The 16,448-nt window shown below is 64.9% G+C and carries 12 protein-coding genes; 6 read left to right on the plus strand and 6 right to left on the minus strand.

What is annotated here, in order from left to right; translation table 11 throughout:
- The 3 genes from RBA40_RS31210 to RBA40_RS31220 form a co-directional block, all read left to right on the plus strand.
- A partial coding sequence (locus RBA40_RS31210; RefSeq protein ID WP_306652592.1) for a hypothetical protein occupies positions 1-558 on the plus strand: 558 nt, incomplete at its 5' end.
- A complete protein-coding gene (locus RBA40_RS31215; protein ID WP_306652594.1) occupies positions 555-2,693 on the plus strand; it encodes a peptidase domain-containing ABC transporter in 2,139 nt (712 codons plus the stop codon). The genes RBA40_RS31210 and RBA40_RS31215, both read left to right, overlap by 4 nt.
- A 714-nt stretch (positions 2,694-3,407) precedes the next feature.
- Complete coding sequence (locus tag RBA40_RS31220; RefSeq protein ID WP_306652596.1) at positions 3,408-4,031, plus strand: O-methyltransferase; 624 nt, start codon at positions 3,408-3,410, stop codon at positions 4,029-4,031.
- A 46-nt stretch (positions 4,032-4,077) separates the two neighbouring features.
- Here RBA40_RS31220 and RBA40_RS31225 read toward each other — a convergent pair whose 3' ends face one another.
- Positions 4,078-4,713 (minus strand): hypothetical protein, encoded by a 636-nt coding sequence (locus tag RBA40_RS31225; protein WP_306652598.1) that lies wholly within the window; start codon positions 4,711-4,713, stop codon positions 4,078-4,080.
- Between RBA40_RS31225 and RBA40_RS31230 the strand changes: the two genes are divergently transcribed.
- A complete protein-coding gene (locus RBA40_RS31230; RefSeq protein ID WP_306652599.1) occupies positions 4,712-4,969 on the plus strand; it encodes a hypothetical protein in 258 nt (85 codons plus the stop codon). The genes RBA40_RS31225 and RBA40_RS31230 overlap by 2 nt on opposite strands.
- Positions 4,970-4,992: 23 nt before the next feature.
- Here the strand turns inward: RBA40_RS31230 and RBA40_RS31235 are convergent, their stop codons facing one another.
- Both RBA40_RS31235 and RBA40_RS31240 read right to left on the minus strand, forming a co-directional pair.
- Positions 4,993-6,534, minus strand: coding sequence for a vanadium-dependent haloperoxidase (locus tag RBA40_RS31235; RefSeq protein ID WP_306652601.1), 1,542 nt, complete (start codon positions 6,532-6,534; stop codon positions 4,993-4,995).
- A gap of 73 nt (positions 6,535-6,607) precedes the next feature.
- Positions 6,608-7,681: an alpha/beta fold hydrolase gene (locus RBA40_RS31240; protein ID WP_306652603.1), complete on the minus strand. Its 1,074-nt coding sequence runs from the start codon at positions 7,679-7,681 to the stop codon at positions 6,608-6,610.
- Between the two features lie 210 nt (positions 7,682-7,891).
- Here RBA40_RS31240 and RBA40_RS31245 point away from each other — a divergent pair, with 210 nt between their 5' ends.
- Positions 7,892-10,021 carry a putative bifunctional diguanylate cyclase/phosphodiesterase gene (locus RBA40_RS31245; RefSeq protein WP_306652605.1) on the plus strand — a complete coding sequence of 710 codons (2,130 nt, stop codon included), beginning with the start codon at positions 7,892-7,894 and terminating at the stop codon, positions 10,019-10,021.
- Between the two features lie 34 nt (positions 10,022-10,055).
- On the opposite strand, the gene RBA40_RS31250 is transcribed toward RBA40_RS31245, so the two are convergent.
- The 3 genes from RBA40_RS31250 to RBA40_RS31260 all read right to left on the minus strand — a co-directional run bounded on the left by RBA40_RS31250 (position 10,056) and on the right by RBA40_RS31260 (position 15,546).
- Complete coding sequence (locus RBA40_RS31250) at positions 10,056-12,581, minus strand: hybrid sensor histidine kinase/response regulator (protein WP_306652643.1); 2,526 nt, start codon at positions 12,579-12,581, stop codon at positions 10,056-10,058.
- 444 nt (positions 12,582-13,025) lie between these two features.
- A complete protein-coding gene (locus RBA40_RS31255) occupies positions 13,026-14,285 on the minus strand; it encodes a hybrid sensor histidine kinase/response regulator (protein WP_306652606.1) in 1,260 nt (419 codons plus the stop codon).
- 139 nt (positions 14,286-14,424) lie between these two features.
- A complete protein-coding gene (locus tag RBA40_RS31260) occupies positions 14,425-15,546 on the minus strand; it encodes a serine hydrolase domain-containing protein (protein ID WP_306652608.1) in 1,122 nt (373 codons plus the stop codon).
- A gap of 218 nt (positions 15,547-15,764) precedes the next feature.
- Here RBA40_RS31260 and RBA40_RS31265 point away from each other — a divergent pair, with 218 nt between their 5' ends.
- Positions 15,765-16,418, plus strand: coding sequence for a CatA-like O-acetyltransferase (locus tag RBA40_RS31265; RefSeq protein ID WP_306652610.1), 654 nt, complete (start codon positions 15,765-15,767; stop codon positions 16,416-16,418).
- Positions 16,419-16,448 lie beyond the last annotated feature (30 nt).

Consider the following 16,448-nt stretch of genomic DNA (forward strand, 5'->3'; position numbering starts at 1 on the left):
GTCATGTCTATTTCGCTTGATCGTCCAGAATCTCTTCAATCTATAACACCGCACCCATTCGTCTTTTCCCCTGCAGAACGTGCGCACAGTTTTTGGCGGTATCTCTGGCCATTTCAATCTGTGAGGCAATTTATATTAACTCTCGCAGTAAGTATTGTGGTGGTGATTGTCTGCGCCGTGCTGGCACGTCATGTACTGTACCCAGCGCCCTTCAGATTCGCTCTGCCCGCCGGTTTGGTGCTGGCCGTAATACAAATGATCTCCGGCGAGCAATTACCAGGAAAAATAGTGATTTCCGCTACCCGAGGCCCAGCCCGCGAGCTGATACCAATGCTTGAGCAGCTTATTCTAGAGCGCGAGTTTACGGACGGGCCCTTGTCGCCCAACGGCGACCGTATTCATTTTCGTCCAAAATCGGCGGCCCGGGCAAGTTGGTTTTACTCACCCGAGCAGGACGTCGAACTGTGTATAGTTTACGAAAATATTATTGAAATACGAGGTCCCAAAGGCACTCTTAACTCAATAGAGATGTTCCTGCGCTGGAAACTGGAGGAATGATGGCCACGGCACCGTTCTTTCGCGGCGCACGCCTGCCGCTGATTCTTCAAGCGGAGGTAAGCGAGTGCGGACTGGCTTGCCTAGCAATGATTGCCTCCTACCTGGGCTTGCGCACTGACCTAGCGACCCTGCGCGGGCGCTTCCCCATCTCACTCAACGGCATGAGCATGCTGACGCTGACCGAGTGTGCGCACCGTCTCAACATTTCCAGCCGACCGGTTGAGCTGAGCTTGGAAGAATTACCCGATTTGAAAACCCCGGCCATCCTGCATTGGGGGATGAACCATTTCGTCGTGTTGCGCCGCGCTACAGCGAAGAAAGTGGTGATCCACGATCCGGCTAGGGGCGTGCGCCGCCTCTCTTACGAGGAAACCAGCCGCGAATTCACCGGCAATGCACTCGAATTTGATCCCTCCACCGATTTCAGTCCAGCCGACGAGCGGCGCAAGGTGTCGATCCGTGCCCTCATGGGCAAACTCGACGGGTGGTGGCAGGCATTCGGGCTGTTGTTCGTCATTTCGCTCGCGCTCGAACTGATGATGCTGGCCATGCCGCGGTTAAATCAATTCATGATAGACGACGTGCTCATGTCCAACGACACCAGCTTGCGCAGCGTGATCATGCTCGGATTGCTGCTGCTGATATTCACGCAAGGGGCGCTGCTGTACATGCGTGGCATCACCATCTTGTACCTGACCACGCACCTGAACCTACAATGGATCGGTGACGTCTTCGGGCGTATGGTGCGTCTACCCATGCACTGGTTTGAAACACGCCAGCTTGGCGATATCCTGTCGCGCTTCGGCGCGGTCGGCCCGATCCAAGATCTGCTGACCACGCGATTTGTCGGCGCTGTCCTCGACGGCATCACAGCAATCCTGACCATGATTGTGATGATCCTGTACAGTCCACTACTGGCATTGGTGGTCGGCGTCACTGTCCTCCTCTATGCCGCCGTGCGGGCGGTGTCATATCGACCGCTGCGCAATGCGAACCTCGAAGGTCTGACGCTCGCAGCCAAGGAGCAGACCTGTCTAATGGAAACAATCCGGGCGATGGGGCCGATCAAATTATTCGGACGAGAACTCGACAGGCGTGCACGTTGGCTCGCAATGAAAACCGACACTATCAACCGCAATGTACGAACGCAGGTGATGGGCCTGTGGTTCGGCAACATCAATATGACAATCGGTGCCCTCTCGGCGGCACTAGTGCTGTGGCTCGGCGCCGGCCTGATCATGGAAGGTTCCTTTACGGTTGGCATGCTGATCGCGTTGACTGTCTACAGTGGGATGTTCACGGCGCGCATGAGCGCTCTCATCAACGTATTCATCGACTACAAAATGCTGTCCTTGCACTGCGAGCGCCTTGCCGACATCGTTCTGGAACCGGTCGAGCCGGACGTAGACTACGCGCGCGACATCGACCAGCTGAACCCCAAGCTGGAGCTGGTCAAGGTCAGCTACCGCTACAGCGACACCGAGCCGTGGGTGCTGCGCAATATTGACCTGACGATCGAGCCCGGCGACTCGGTGGCGATCGCCGGGCCTTCCGGGTGTGGCAAGACAACGCTGATCAAACTCATGGTGGGAAACCTGAAACCGACGTTCGGTGAAATTCGCTATGGCGGAGTACCGATCTCACAGCTCGGCGTTCGAGACTACCGCCGCGCCCTGGCGGTGGTGATGCAGGACGATGTGTTGCTATCCGGCTCACTCAAAGAAAACATTTGTTTTTACGACGAGCATCCGGACATCGAACGCATTAAGCGCTGCGCGCGGATTGCGCAGGTCGACGCCGATATTGAGCGCATGCGGATGGGCTACGAAACCGTTATTGCGGACATGGGCAGCAGCCTGTCTGGTGGGCAGAAACAGCGCGTACTGCTGGCGCGAGCACTGTACAAGCGACCCAAGATCCTGGTCATGGACGAGGCGACGAGCGCGCTTGATGTGGTGCTGGAAGGCGAGGTCAGTAGCGCAATCGCAGAACTCAACATGACGCGAATCATTGTGGCGCACCGTCCCGAAACGATTGCAAGCGCACGCCGCGTGGTTGCACTGCGGGGCGGATCTATCGTTTACGATGCGCCGGTGCCAGATAAAGATATGCCGCAGCCAGATGCAAAAGGCTGAGACGAGTTCGTTGCGCGAGTTCCCATCGTCGTCTTGCATATTGAAAAAGCCGGGTTTCCCCGGCTCTGCTTGTTCCGCTTAAAACTCCACGATTGTTTGGCGTAATAGTCGCCAATAATTATTAGGCCATCCGATTTCCCAACCAGTATGCCCATAGCCGGGAAGAATGGTCAGAGGTCACCCATTGGGTATCTCCCGTTCTTCTGTTTTTCCGAAATCGCGAGCTGGAGTCGAAATTTTCCGGATGGGGCAACGGTGGGAATTTGGACAAGGTGTATAAAGGATTGGGAATCACTGTTTCTTTCGTCTCAGAACCGCAGGGTGCACCGCCGTCCAATGACAGTTGATTGTTGCTTCCAAAACGAAAAGGGCCGGGTTCTCCCGGCCCTTTTCGTTTAGCTGCTCCTCCCGCCCTACGGCTTCCGGTAGCCAATTACAATCCTCCCCTTTCCCGTCGCCAAGCCGACTTGCCAGCTTCGCGCGAAGCCTTAGCCAACAGCGGGCGCTGGACCGGAGCCCGGCGTGGCCCCGCCTCGTCTAAATGAGTCCTGAGCGGATCGCCTTGACGACAGCATCCACCTTATTCTCAGCATGAAGTTTTGATCTGACCGCTTCCATGTGTCGGTCGATCTATACCGACCGCGCCCTGACCCTGTGCGTGGATGGTTGATGCGATAATTTCCATCTATTCAGCAACCAGACAGGAACCGCACCGTGAATGCCAATCTGCACAAGCTGTTAAGCGACATCGAACGCTTCGGCGAAGAAAACGACGCCGCCATCGAGGCGCGCGGGCGCCGCATGCTCAACATCACGCGCGGCACGGGGCAGTTCCTGGCGCACGTGATCGGCGCCATGGACGCGCGCGACCTCCTGGAAATCGGCACCTCGAACGGCTATTCGACCCTGTGGCTGGCCGATGCCGTGGCGCCGACCGGCGGCAAGGTCACCACGGTCGAGATGGCGCCGGCGAAGCTGCGCATGGCGCGCGAGAATTTTACGGCATCCGGCCTGGGCCGCTTCATCGTCCAGGTCGAGGGCGATGCCGGCCAGCTGCTGGCGCGGTCGGACGAGAGCAGCTGCGACGTGCTGTTCCTCGATTCCGAGCGCAGCGAATACACCGGCTGGTGGCCCGACATCCGGCGCGTGCTGCGTCCGCACGGCCTGCTGATCGTCGACAACGCCACCTCGCACGCGGCGGAAATGGCGCCCTTCATGCAGGCCGTCGCCGCCGAAGCGGTTTTTTCCACCAGCCTCGTGACCGTCGGCAAGGGGGAATTTTTGGCCAGCCGCGCGGCGGACATGGCGCGCTACTGGGCCGGCTGGCGCGAACGCTAGCGCAGCGTCGCCATCCGGCCGCGCGCGTGGCAGGACTGGCTACCGTCTACTGATGCGCCCCTTTTTTGTCGGAACGCAGGTGTCCGCTGCGGTGGTTGCGCAAAAAGGAGTCGACGATCTCGCGCAGGATGTGCTGCGTAGAAACAGGCAAGGAAACGATATCCTTGATCAGTGCCAGATTGGCGGTCGACAGCAGCACTTCCGGGATGACGGGAGTAATCAGTTCGGCGTTTTCGGCATCGCCGTAGCGCAGCCAGGCGGCATGCACTCTTAGCCAATTGGCCAGGATCAGTACCTTGTCCTGGGTGGGAATGGCTTCGCCGTTGAGCCATTTGCGCGCCGCGTGCACCGTCACCGCTGAGCCATCGGCGCGCAAATTAAACGCATGCACGAACGCTGCGGGCGCGATCGGCACTCCGGCGGCCAGCAGCGCGGTCTTGAGCCGGTCGCTGAAATTGATGCGCTCGTCATTGGCAATTTTTGAGTTCATTCGACATCGTAATGCAACGCCGGTCGGCGGTGCGCACGGTTGCCCCTTCATGACAGCACGGCGCGAACGATGGCGGAACCTGTGGCGCGGCGCTCTGTCCAATCCAAGAGCATGGCCCTGTAGCAGTTCCGCTTGCCGCGCAACGAAGGCGCGGGAGTCATTTTCGCCAGCCCTCGCGCCGTGGAACATCATGACCCGCCACATTGCCATGCAACATCAATATTCGTACGCGGTACTCACGGCCCACTGCGCGAACCAGATCGCGCAGTTCATGGCCGAGTCGCGCCGCCAGAGCGGCGCCGAAGCGCGCTACCGGCGCGAACGCGCTTACGGGCTGTACATTGGTTGGCGCACGTTGGCGGGAGGGCACGCCGACCATGCCCTCTTTCTGCGCGACGACCGGCGCCTTGAAGCCCTGCTGAGCACGAAGCAGGCGCGCTGGCCATGAGCGGCGGCAGCGCGCCAGGCCGCTCATGGGCTGTTCGGCACGCCAGCCTGGGACGAAGCGGGTAGCAAGCCCCGCTCATAAACGTAGTCGGCGACGCGGCGCCCGACTTCCGATCCGGCGCGCTTGTCGAACTGCCAGTGCACGCCCAGGTAAATGCGGCTCTGGCCGTTTTCCTCTTCGGCCTGGCTCAGGTTGGCGAAGCTGCGCACCATGCGCGGCCGCACCTGGCCGTTATTGTCGCGCGTGAAACCATTGAATTCATCGGACATGAAACTGAAGGCAATCGCGTCGGTGCCGTAAAAGCGGCGCAGGGTCTGGAACAGCGCGCTGCCCAGGCTGGCATGGCCGGACGGATAGGAGGGGAACTGCGGCGTAAAGTCCGGGTCCAAGGTGTTGCTCGCCTGCGCGCCCAGCGGCGTCCATTGCGGGTCGCCCCGGGTGGCCGGATTGCCGTCGCCCAGGCCGCTCGGACCGCTGCCGGCCGACGCTTCGCGGATGCCGGTCACCGGACGCCAGAATTGCTCGCTGTACTTGGTGCCCCAGACCGTCAGGCAGGTGTCGGCCAGCGCCACGTTGACCAGGGCCAGCATGCGCGCCATCTGCATGCCGCCCAGGCCGCGGCGCCCGCCGATCTCGAGCGCGATCTGGTTGTACAGGCGCGGCGCCGCGCCGATCCGGGGAGAGCCGTCGTACGACCAGAAAATGCCGGCCACGGTTTGCGCCGGGGTGCGCCGGGTCGGCGTGGTGACGCCGTCGCCGCCGAGCTGCCTGACTTCCTCGTACGCGGCGGCGTAGTCGCTGCCGGTGAGCGCCGGCGGCGGGCCGGGGCGGAAAGCGAGGGCCGAGGGCAGCGCGAACGGGCGCACCGGCTGCCAGACGGCGGCCAGCGCCACCGGATCGCGGCTGACCGGGTCGGGCCGCCATTTGCCGGGCGCATTGCTCGGAAAGAAGTCGACGCCGACGGTGCGGTCTTCGTAGGTGGCCGCGCGCGGCGGGTGCAGCGCCAGCACGGCGGCGGCCGCGCGCCGGCCCGTCTCGGCGCCGTTATCGCGCGCGCGTCCTGCCTGCAACCGGGCCATGCTGCGCTCGTAGACAAGTTCGAAGGTCGGCGCTTGCGCCGGGTACAGCGCCATCAGGGTATCGCGCGCGGCGCGCGCCAGGGCGGCGTCGGGCGCGCTGGAGGCCGGCGCCGGGTGCATGCCGGTGTAGCTCGGATAGGCGCGTGCGATGGCGTTGAGGGTTTCGTACAGGGCCAGGTGGTAGATGGCGAGCGCCCGCGCACTGCGCGCCGGTCCATATTGCTCGCGGTACCCGCGCATGGAACCGGGCGGCGGCGGGGTGTGGTCGAGCGCATTGGCGCGCAGCGCCGCCTCGCTCCACTGGCGCACTTGCAGCGCCAGCCCGAGCGAACTGAGCTGCGCCAGATGCCGCGCCGGATCGGCGCCCGGCTGCGCATGGGGCGCGGCCGCGGCGCGCGCGTCCGGCTGCGCGGGCGCGGCCGGCATATGCCAGGCCAGCGCGGCGGTGAGAACTGCGCACAAGGTGCGCCTGAACAAGGGTTGCATGGTTTTCTCCTTGAAATGGGCATAGGGACAAACGAAGGGGGCCGCGTCCGACGAACCCGTCAATGGGCCGGCGCTAGTGGACCAGGCGCGGGACCGGCGAAAGCCGTGCAAGCCAGTCCAGCACGCGCGGCCACACGACCAGATGCGCGCTGTCGCCCACCAGCGGACCGACGTGCTGCAGCGCGACCCCGACATCGCCCAGGTACGGCAGCAGCACCTTGTGCGCGCTGCCGGCGGCGCCATGGAAGCCGAGCACGGTATCGGGCGGCGCGAGCGAGCTGAACGGCCGGTAGAGCGTCAGCAAGGGGGCCGTGACCTGCTGCGGAGCCAGCCTGACCCCGCCAAGCACCAGTTCGCCACGCATGAAACTGTTCTGAGCGAACAGCAGCGCGACCGCCTCGTCGAACAGGAGGCGCGACATGGGCAGTTCATCGAGCGCCCAGCGCTGCACGCGCAGATGGGTCGCCAGGTGCTTGGGGGAGACAGCGCTGGCCAGGAAGTCGATACCGGGACCGGCATAGAAGGCGCCCGGCGCGGCGTTGGCGAAAATGGCGCTCAGGACCGAACCCGGAATCCGGCGCGAGCGCTCGCGCGGCACGCTGGCCAGCAACGCCGCGCCGGCGACCTGTCGCAAGACGCGCGCGGTCGTGTTGAAGTTGACGGGCGCCTCGAACAGGGCCAGCGCGGCCACGCGTTCCGGCCGCCAGGCACTGTACAGCGCGGCAAGGATGCCGCCCAGCGAGTGGCCGCACAGGAAGACCTGGCGGCACGCGCTGATGCGGGCGATGACGGCGATGCAGGCGTCGATCATCGGTCCCGCGTAATCGGCCAGCCCGAGCGTGCCGCCGGTGCGCGGCGGCGCGCTCCATTCGATCACGTACACCCCGAACCCTTGCGCGAGCGCCTTGCGCACCACGCTGCGCTCGGGCGATAAGTCCCAGATGTACCAGCGCTTGATCGGCGCCGGCACGATCAGCAATGGCGGACAGCGCGCCATGCCCGCGCCATAAGAGCGCAGGCGCAGCCCGGGGGCGCTGAAGACGACGTGCGATGGCGTCACGCGCGCCCCGAGGCCGAGGCGGTCCATGGTATTGCCTTGCCGCTGACGCAGGCGGTCGATTCCTTCGAACCATTCTGACGAATTCATGCTCGCGATCTCCTCACGTGGGTGTCGCGCTGCACGGATGGCCAGCGCCGGGAACAGCACCATCCCGACGATAGCGCCGCCGGCTGCCGGCGTCCCACGATCCCGTCAATGGCATGCGGTGATCAAGCTTGCAGAGAGTTTTTGCGAATTGCCTGAACTTATTGGCGACATTGCATGTCCAATTGCATGGCATTAACACACCCATCTTTCATGAACGAACCACTGGACATCAACGAGGCGCGCATTGCGCGCTTCATCCGCACCCATCTGCAAGATATCCTGCGCAACTGGGATGCTTTTGCACGCAGCATTCCGGCGGCGCGCTACCTGCCGGCGGCCACCCTGCGCGACCACGCGGCCGGCATGCTCAATGCCATTGCCGACGCGCTCGATCTGCCGTCCACGCCGGATGCGGCGGGCGGCACCGCGCCGCCCGCGCAGCCGGACGCCCAGCCGGGCACCCAGGCCGGCATGCACGGGGCCGCACGCGTGGGCGCCGGCTTCAGCGCCAACGACACCATTGCCGAATTTCGTGCGCTGCGCGCCAGTGTCATGCATCTGTGGGCGGCCAGCGACCATGGTCATGACCTCAGCAGCGAAGACATGATCCGCTTCAACGATGCCGTCGACCAGGCGCTGGAAGAGTCGCTGCAAGCCTTCTTCTCCGAAAAGGATGAACTCGCGCACCGCTTCGACACCCTGCTCTCGGCCACCCCCGACCTGCACTACATTACCGATATCGACGGCCACGTGCTGTACGCCAACCAGGCCCTCGGCAAGCTGCTCGGACCGTCCGCCACGCCGGCCGCCAGGCAACACCTCGCCGAATTCTGCCCCGCCTTCGCCGCCCAGCTCAGGCGCGACCTGCGCGCCGTGGCCGACACCGGGGCGACCGGGCGCGGCGAGCTGCAGCACACGCTGGCCGACGCCACGGCGCACACCTACCGCTACATCCTGCTCCCGGTGCTCAACCAGGAGGGCAAGGTCGATGCCATTACCGGCACGGCGCGCAATATTTCCGAGCTCAAGGCGTCGGAAGCGCAAATCCTGCGCAACGCCTATTACGACAGCCTCACCGGCTTGCCCAACCGCATCCTGTTCCGCGAGCGGCTCGAGCAGGATGTGCGGCACGCGGCCCGCACCGATTTCGCCCTGGCCCTGCTGTTCATCGACCTGGACGGCTTCAAGGAAGTCAACGACCGCTTCGGCCACGATGCCGGCGACCTGCTGCTGCAGCAGGCGGCCCAGCGCCTGCAGGCGTGCGTGCGCGCGACCGACACGGTGGCGCGCATCGGCGGCGACGAATTTACCGTCATCCTCAACGAAGTGAGCCGGATTGCGTTTGTCGAGGTGCTGGTGTGCCAGATCCTGGCCGAGCTGGCGTTGCCCTTCTCCATCATGGGCAAGGAAGTGCATGTGTCGGGCAGCATCGGCATCACCGTCTGTCCGCAAGATGCGCAGCATCCCGACGACCTGCTGCGCAACGCCGACCAGGCCATGTTCGTGGCCAAGCACGGCGGGCGCAACCGCTTCAGCTACTTCACGCCCGACATCCGCGATTCGGCCTGGGCCCGCCTGCGGGCGATCGACGAGCTGCGCCAGGCGCTGACGCGACGCGAACTGCGGGTGTATTACCAGCCCATCGTCGAGCTGGCCAGCGAAACGATCGTCAAGGCCGAGGCGCTGGTGCGCTGGCAACATCCGGACGGCAGCCTGGTGCTGCCGCAGCACTTTATCGGGATCGCCGAGGAAACCGGCCTGATCGGCGAGATCGATGCCTGGGTACTGTCGCAGGCGGTTCCGTGCGCGGCCCGCCTGGGCGAACTGACCGGCGCGCCCTTCCAGATCAGCGTGAACAAGTCGCCGGTCGGCTTCATGAGCCGCGTGATCCGCCATTCCTGGGAAGAAGACATGGCCCTGTTCGACCGCGCCGGCGCGGGCATCGCGCTCGAAATTACCGAGGGCGTGCTGCTGGACGATTCGCCGGGCGTGCGCGACAAGCTGGCGCGGCTGCAGCGGGCCGGGGTCCAGTTCACGATCGACGACTTCGGCATCGGTTACTCGTCGATGGCCTACCTGAACAAATTCAAGGTCGACTTCCTGAAAATCGACCAATCCTTCGTCAAGGACATGCTCACCACCAACCAGCGCAGCCAGATCTTTGCCGAAACCATCATCGCGATGGCGCACAAGCTGGGCCTGAAAGTGATTGCCGAAGGTGTCGAGACGGTCGGCCAGCGCGACTGGCTCAGGCAAGCCGGCTGCGACTACGCGCAGGGCTTCCTGTTCTCGCCAGCCACTACCGAAGAGCGGTTCGCGCAGCTGCTGCAGGCCGGCTGAGGCGCGTGCGCTCGGCGGCAGCGCGCGTGCGTTCTCAGTGCACGACCGTTGGCAGCGGATCGTGGCCGTGCTGCTGCGCATGCAGCAGGGCCAGGTCGAGCGCTTCCATGAACTCGGCGATCTGGATCGGTTTGGTCAGATAGCGGAAAAAACCGGCTTCCATGCCGCGTGCGATATCGCGCGGCATGGCATTGGCCGACAGGGCCAGCACGGGAATATGCGCGGTTTCGGCATAGCCGCGCAACATGCGCAGGGCGCCGAAGCCGCTCAGATTGGGCAGGTTGATATCCATCAGGATCACCGAGGGCTGGTAGGCGCGCGCCAGGGCAATGCCCAGATGGGCGTCGATGGCGGTGAGCAGTTTCAGGTCGGGACGGCGGTCCATCAGCTGCTCGACCAGCAGCAGGTTGGCGGGATTGTCTTCCACATACAGCAGGGTACGCAGCGCCACACCGGGCGCCGGACGGGCGCGCGCCAGCGCGGCCGCGTCGGACGCCGACAGCGGCGCAATGGGCGCGGGCGCGGCGCAGGCGGCGAACTCGACCCAGAAGCGCGAACCGCGCCCGGGATCGCTCTCGACCCCGATGGTGCCGCCCATCAACTCGACCAGTTGCTTGGTCACGACCAGCCCGATGCCGGTACCCTCTTCCGCGCCGCTTTCCTGCCCCAGGCGATTAAACGGCTGGAACAGTTGCGCCACCTGTTCGCGCCCCAGCCCGGCGCCGGTATCGGTCACGGCAACCCTCACCATGCCGCCGGCGCGCGAGGAACAGTCCACATGGACCGAGCCCTCGGCGCTGTTGTACTTGATGGCGTTCGACAGCAGGTTGATCAGCACCTGCTTGACGCGCACCCGGTCGGCATTGATGTAGAACGGCGTGCCGGGCGTGGGGAACAGCAGGAAGATGCCGCGCGCGGCCGCTTGCGGACCGACCAGCTCGTAGCAATCGTCGAGCACGTCGGTGAGCGACATCGGTTCGGTCGAAATCGATACCTTGCCCGACTCGATCTGGGCCAGGTCGAGGATCTCATTGATCAAGCGCAGCAGATACCAGCCGCCCTTGAGGATCTGGTTGATCGAGCGCTGCTGCTTGACCGAGGGCGGCGGATCGTCCGAGGCCATCAGCTGGGCAAACCCGAGCACGCCGTTGAGCGGGGTGCGCAGTTCGTGGCTCATGCTCGACAGGAAATCCGATTTGGCCTGGTTGGCTTTTTCGGCTGCGGCCCTGGCCGCTTCCAGTTCGACGTTATTGGCCTGCATCGCTTGCTCGAAATGCTGGCGCTCGGTGACGTCGCGCGCGGCGGCGAACACGCCGCGCAGCTTGCGGTCGCGGTCGTGGAAGGTGGTGGCGTTGTACGACACCACCGTTTCCTTGCCGTCGCGGGCGCGCGCGGTCAGTTCGTAATTGGTGACCTTGCCGGCCGCCAGCACCCGCTTGATGCCGGCCTCGGCGCGCGCCGAATCGGTGAAATAATTCTTGAACGGCGCGCCGATCAGCTCGTCGCGGGTGCAGCCGGTCAATTTTTCCATCTGATGGTTCACATCGCTGATGATGCCGTGCGGATCGGTCGTCATCAGCGCATCGATATTCGATTCGATCAGCGAACGGGTGTAGAACTGCTGGTCGCGCAGGCGCTGGTCAAGCAGGGCCTGCTCGGCCTCGACCCGCTTGCGCGCCGTATTGTCGGTGCCGATCAGCAGATAGCCGATGATGGCGCCGTCGGCGTCGCGCAGGGCCGTCACCGACACTACCGCCGGGAAGCGGCTGCCATCCTTGCGGATGTAGGTCAGTTCGTAAATATCCTCGATCCCGCGCGAAGCCTTGAACACCAGCGCCTCGAAACCGGGTGCGATCGGGGTGTCGAGTTCGCCGCTGAGGCTTTCGGCGCGCGCCACCACCTCTTCCGGCTCGGAAATATCGGCCGGAGTGATGCGGTCGACCACGTCGGCGGCGGCATAGCCGAGCATCTTTTCGGCGCCGACATTGAAAATCTGGATCACGCCGCGGGCATCGGTGGCGATGCTGGAAAAATTGGCGCTGTTGAAGATGGCGGCCTGCAGGGCCCCGGCCCGCACCAGCGCTTGCTCGGCATTCTTGCGCGCCGTGTTGTCGGTACCGATCAGCAAATAGCCGATGATGGCCCCGCCGGCGTCGCGCAGGGCGGTGACCGACACCACCGCCGGCTGGCGGTTGCCGTTCTTGCAGATGTAAGTGAGCTCGTAGATGTCTTCGATGCCGCGCGAGGCCTTGAACACCAGCGCTTCGAAGCCGGGGGCGATCGGTGTGCCGAGTTCGGCGCTGAGGGCGGCGGCGCGCGCGATCACTTCCTGCGGATCGGAAAACGCGGCCGGGGTGATCAGGTCGACCACGTCGGCCGCCGCATAGCCGAGCATGCGCTCGGCGCCGACGTTGAAGATCTGGATCACGCCCTGGGCGTCGGTGGCGATGCTGGAAAAATTGGCGCTGTTGAAAATGGCGTCCTGCAGCGCTTCCGACTTGATCAGGCGCTGCACCAGCGCACCGCTGCTGTCCGGCGGGCTCTTGAGCGTGCGCAGCATCACCCGGGTGGGCCGGTTGCACAGCCACAGGCACAGCGGTGCCAGCAGCGCGGCGGCGCCGAACAGGAAGGCCAGCGGGAGCGAGCGGACCGCTCGGCCGTCCAGCGCCAGCGCCCCGACCGTGTACAAGGTCAGCAGCGCGAGACCGAGGCCGGCCAGCGCCAGCTGGCGCGGCCATGTGGAGTGAGGAGAGAACATGAGGTAACCTTGAGCAACAGACTATGAGCGCAAAACCTGGCTCATCAAGGTAGCGGCGAAGCCGCGCGGTCGTTTGCGCGCGCGCGGGCCTGGCGCGGCCGCACGGCGCTCCAGGTGCCGATGCAGTATGGACGCATATTCATTTCCGCGCAGATTTATTAAGTTGCCCGATATGAAACAATAGTAACAGCGGCGCGGGCATGGCCGACCGCGCGGGCGAGTGCCGCACGGGCGGCGCTGGCGCGCCTACCTGGCGTTGCAGGCGGCGGCGATGAAGCGCGTGACCGCCTCCGAGGCCACCAGCGCCAGCAAGGCGTCGATGTCGAGCGGCTTGACCACGTACTGGCCGAATCCGGCCGCGATGGCGCGCGTGCGGTTGTCCGGCCGGGCGTAGCCGGAAATGGCGATCGCAAACGGAATGTGCGCCCCCGCCGTGCGGCGCAGCTGCGTGATCAGCTCGTAACCGTCGAGGCCGGGCAGGTTGATGTCGCAGATCAGCACATCGAAGACCTGGGTGCGCGCCAGCGACAGCCCGGCGATGCCGTCGTACGCGGCGGTGACGCTGTGGCCTTCGGCCAGCAGCAGCTGGCCCAGGGTATCGTTGGCGTCGAGATTGTCTTCGACCAGCAGGATGCGGCGGCTGGGCGGCGCCGCGCGGCCGGGCACCGCGGCCGTCGCGCCCTCGCCGCTCCACAGCGGCAGCGACACGGTAAACACGCTGCCCCGTCCCGGCCCGTCGCTGGCGCCCACGATCTTGCCGCCATGCAACTCGACAATATTGCGCGCCACGTTCAGGCCCACGCCCAGCCCGCCTTCGGCGCGGGCCGGCGCGCGCGCTCCCTGGGTGAACAGATCGAACATGGCGGCCAATACTTCCGGCGCCATGCCGGCGCCGTTGTCGGCCACGGTCACCACCGCCCTGCCCTCATGGGCGCGCGCGGCCACGCGGATGATGCCGCCGTCGGCGGTGTACCTGGACGCGTTGACCAGCAGATTGGCGAACGCCTGCGCCAGCCGCGCCGGATCGGCGTGGACCGTGAGTTCTTCCGGCATGTCCAGCTGCAGCTGCTGGTGCCGTTCCAGGATGCGCACCTGCACCGTCTGCAGCGCGCGCCGCAGCAGCGCCACCAGCGGCGCCGGGCTGCGCGCGAGCGTCATGGTGCCGTCATTGAGGCTGGCGGCATCGAGCAGTTCGTCGAGCAGGTGGCTCAGGTGCTGCACCTGGCGATGGATCACCGCGTGCACGTTGAGCAGCCCGGCCGACGGCTCGGGCAGCTTGGCAAGCATGGTGTTGGCCAGGCTGATCGGGGCGAGCGGATTGCGCAGTTCGCGCACCAGCAGCGCCAGGACGGTGTGCTGGCGCGCGGCGGCGCGTGCGGCCTCATCGCGCATGGTGGCGATCTCGGCGTCGCGCTGGCCCAGCAGAAGGCGCAAGCCGGCCACCTCGGCGGCAAGGGAGTGTGCCGCGGGCAGGGGCGATTCTGTGGTGCTGTGCTGCTTCGCCATGGCGTCCTTTTTTGCAAGCCGACATTGGCGGCGGCAAGTCCGAGCAGTATGGCGGCAAAACGCCAAGCGCGTCGGCTTAATTGCACAGTGCGGTGCGAACGCGGTCGGAATGACGCCGCGATCGCAGCCGACGCCTGCGCTAGGGATTCTTCCTGGCAGGACTGAGCGTTGGAAACAACTTGCCGAAGATGCCGTTCAAGACCTTGTCCGCACCCATGTCCCCGGCGGCGTTGGCGACCACCAGCGCGCCGCTGCCCTGCTCCGGGAACAGCACGGCGATGGCCAGCCAGTTGCCGTCCGAACCCTGGTGGACCAGCGCCGGGCCCTGGCGGCCGGCGATCGACGCTTGCACGCCCCAGTCCAGGCCGGCGGGGCTGTCCGGCTGCGCGGTCTGCATCAGCTGGTAGGATGCGGGCGCAAGCAGCTTGCCCTGCCCCCTGGCGCCGGCCAGCTGGTCGAGATTGAAGCGTGCCCAGTCGGCCAGGCTCATATGCAGGAAACCGGCCGGCGCGAACATGGCCGGTGCGCCGTCATCGAACTTGACCATGTCGAGCATCGGCTTGCCGTGCTGGTGGCCGCGGTTCTGGCCGTTGCCGGTGTTGCCGAAGCCGGCGTGCCGCATCGCCAGCGGATCAAATACTTCCTTGCGCATCAGCGCTTCGTAGGTCTCGCCGGTGACTTTTTCGGCGATCGCGGCGGCGATCAGAAAGCCGGTATTGCTGTAAGCGAAGGCGGTGCCCGGGGCGGCTTCCGGTTTGTCCCTGAGCGCTTCGGCGATGTAGGCAAGGCGTTGTTGCCCGGTCGGGCGGGTGTCGGTGAAGAAATGTCGCGCCCCTTTGAGATTGAGCAGGTCGCGCGGCAGTCCGGCGCGATGGGACAGCAATTGCAGCAGCGTGACCTGGCGGTAGTAGGGCAGCATGCCCGCGGCCAGGTCGGGCAGCATCTTCTCGAGCGGCGCATCCCACGCCAGCACGCCGCGCTCGGCCAGCCGCGCGATCATGGCCACCGTCATGACCTTGCCGGTGGAGCCGATCAGCCAGACATCGTCGGCGCCGGAGCGGCGCTGCCGGTCGTTGCGCTGCCGGCCCTGCACCGTTTGCGCGCCGATGGCGCCGTCGCGCAGGATGACGGCGCCGACCGCCGGCACCTTGCTGCCGGCCATGGCCGACTTGACGATGGCGTCGAGCTTGTCCGGCGCCGCCGCGCCAGCCGCGCTGGCGAGGGTCAATGCGGCGATAACGGCAATTTGTCGAAACAGCATATGCGGCTCCACATTCTGGTGCGCCGCCGCTATTGGCCGCGCAGGGTGTTGATATCTGCCTGCCATGCAGGAGGAGTACGCAGAGTACATCGCCCCGGGGGGAAACAGGCGGTGGCGGGCGACAGGCTGCTGTTTCAGAGGAACAGAAGGTCGCTACGGCGCCGTGGAAATGGTCCCGTGGCCTGCCGGCCGGCGCCGCCATCGGTTAAACTGGGGACATGAAAAATTTTGAACTCCGGCGCGACCGCTATGAGGTTTTCCGCCAATTCGACAATCCCCTGCTCAATATCAGCCTGACGCTGGAACTGCCGGATTTCCGTCCGTTTTGCAAACAGCGTGAGCTGCCGCCGTTTCACTTCTTCCTGTATTGCGTGCTGTCCGCGATCGAGACGGTCGATAACTTCATGTACCGCGTGCACGAAGATCAGGTCATCAAGATCGACGATTTCATCGGCTCGTTCACGGTGATCAATGAGGACAACAATCTCAATTTCGCGCGCTTTACCCGAAGCGCCGACCTGCGCGAATTCATCGCGCGCAGCGTACGCGCCGGCCAGGAAGCGAAGGCCAGCCGCGCCTTGATCAATACCAACGCCGACCTGACGCCGCGCCAGGCCAGGGACAATATCTATATCACCTGCATGCCATGGTTCGACATGCGCGCGATCGAGCATCCGGTCTTCCGCCATCGCAGCACCGATATCCCCTCGCTCGCCTGGGGCAAATTCAGCGCGCCGGCGGGGGACACGATGACGATGCCGTTTTCGGTGCAGGCGCATCACGGCTTTGTCGACGGCTATCACGTGCATGTGCTCACGCAAGCTATCGCGAGCCGGGTTGCGGCGGTGATGGCCGCCGACGCAGGGGCGTGAGCACTTGGGCTCGCCAGGCTTGACGTGCGG

Origin of the sequence: Massilia pseudoviolaceinigra (assembly GCF_030846505.1) — a bacterium.
Taxonomy (GTDB): domain Bacteria; phylum Pseudomonadota; class Gammaproteobacteria; order Burkholderiales; family Burkholderiaceae_D; genus Telluria_A; species Telluria_A violaceinigra.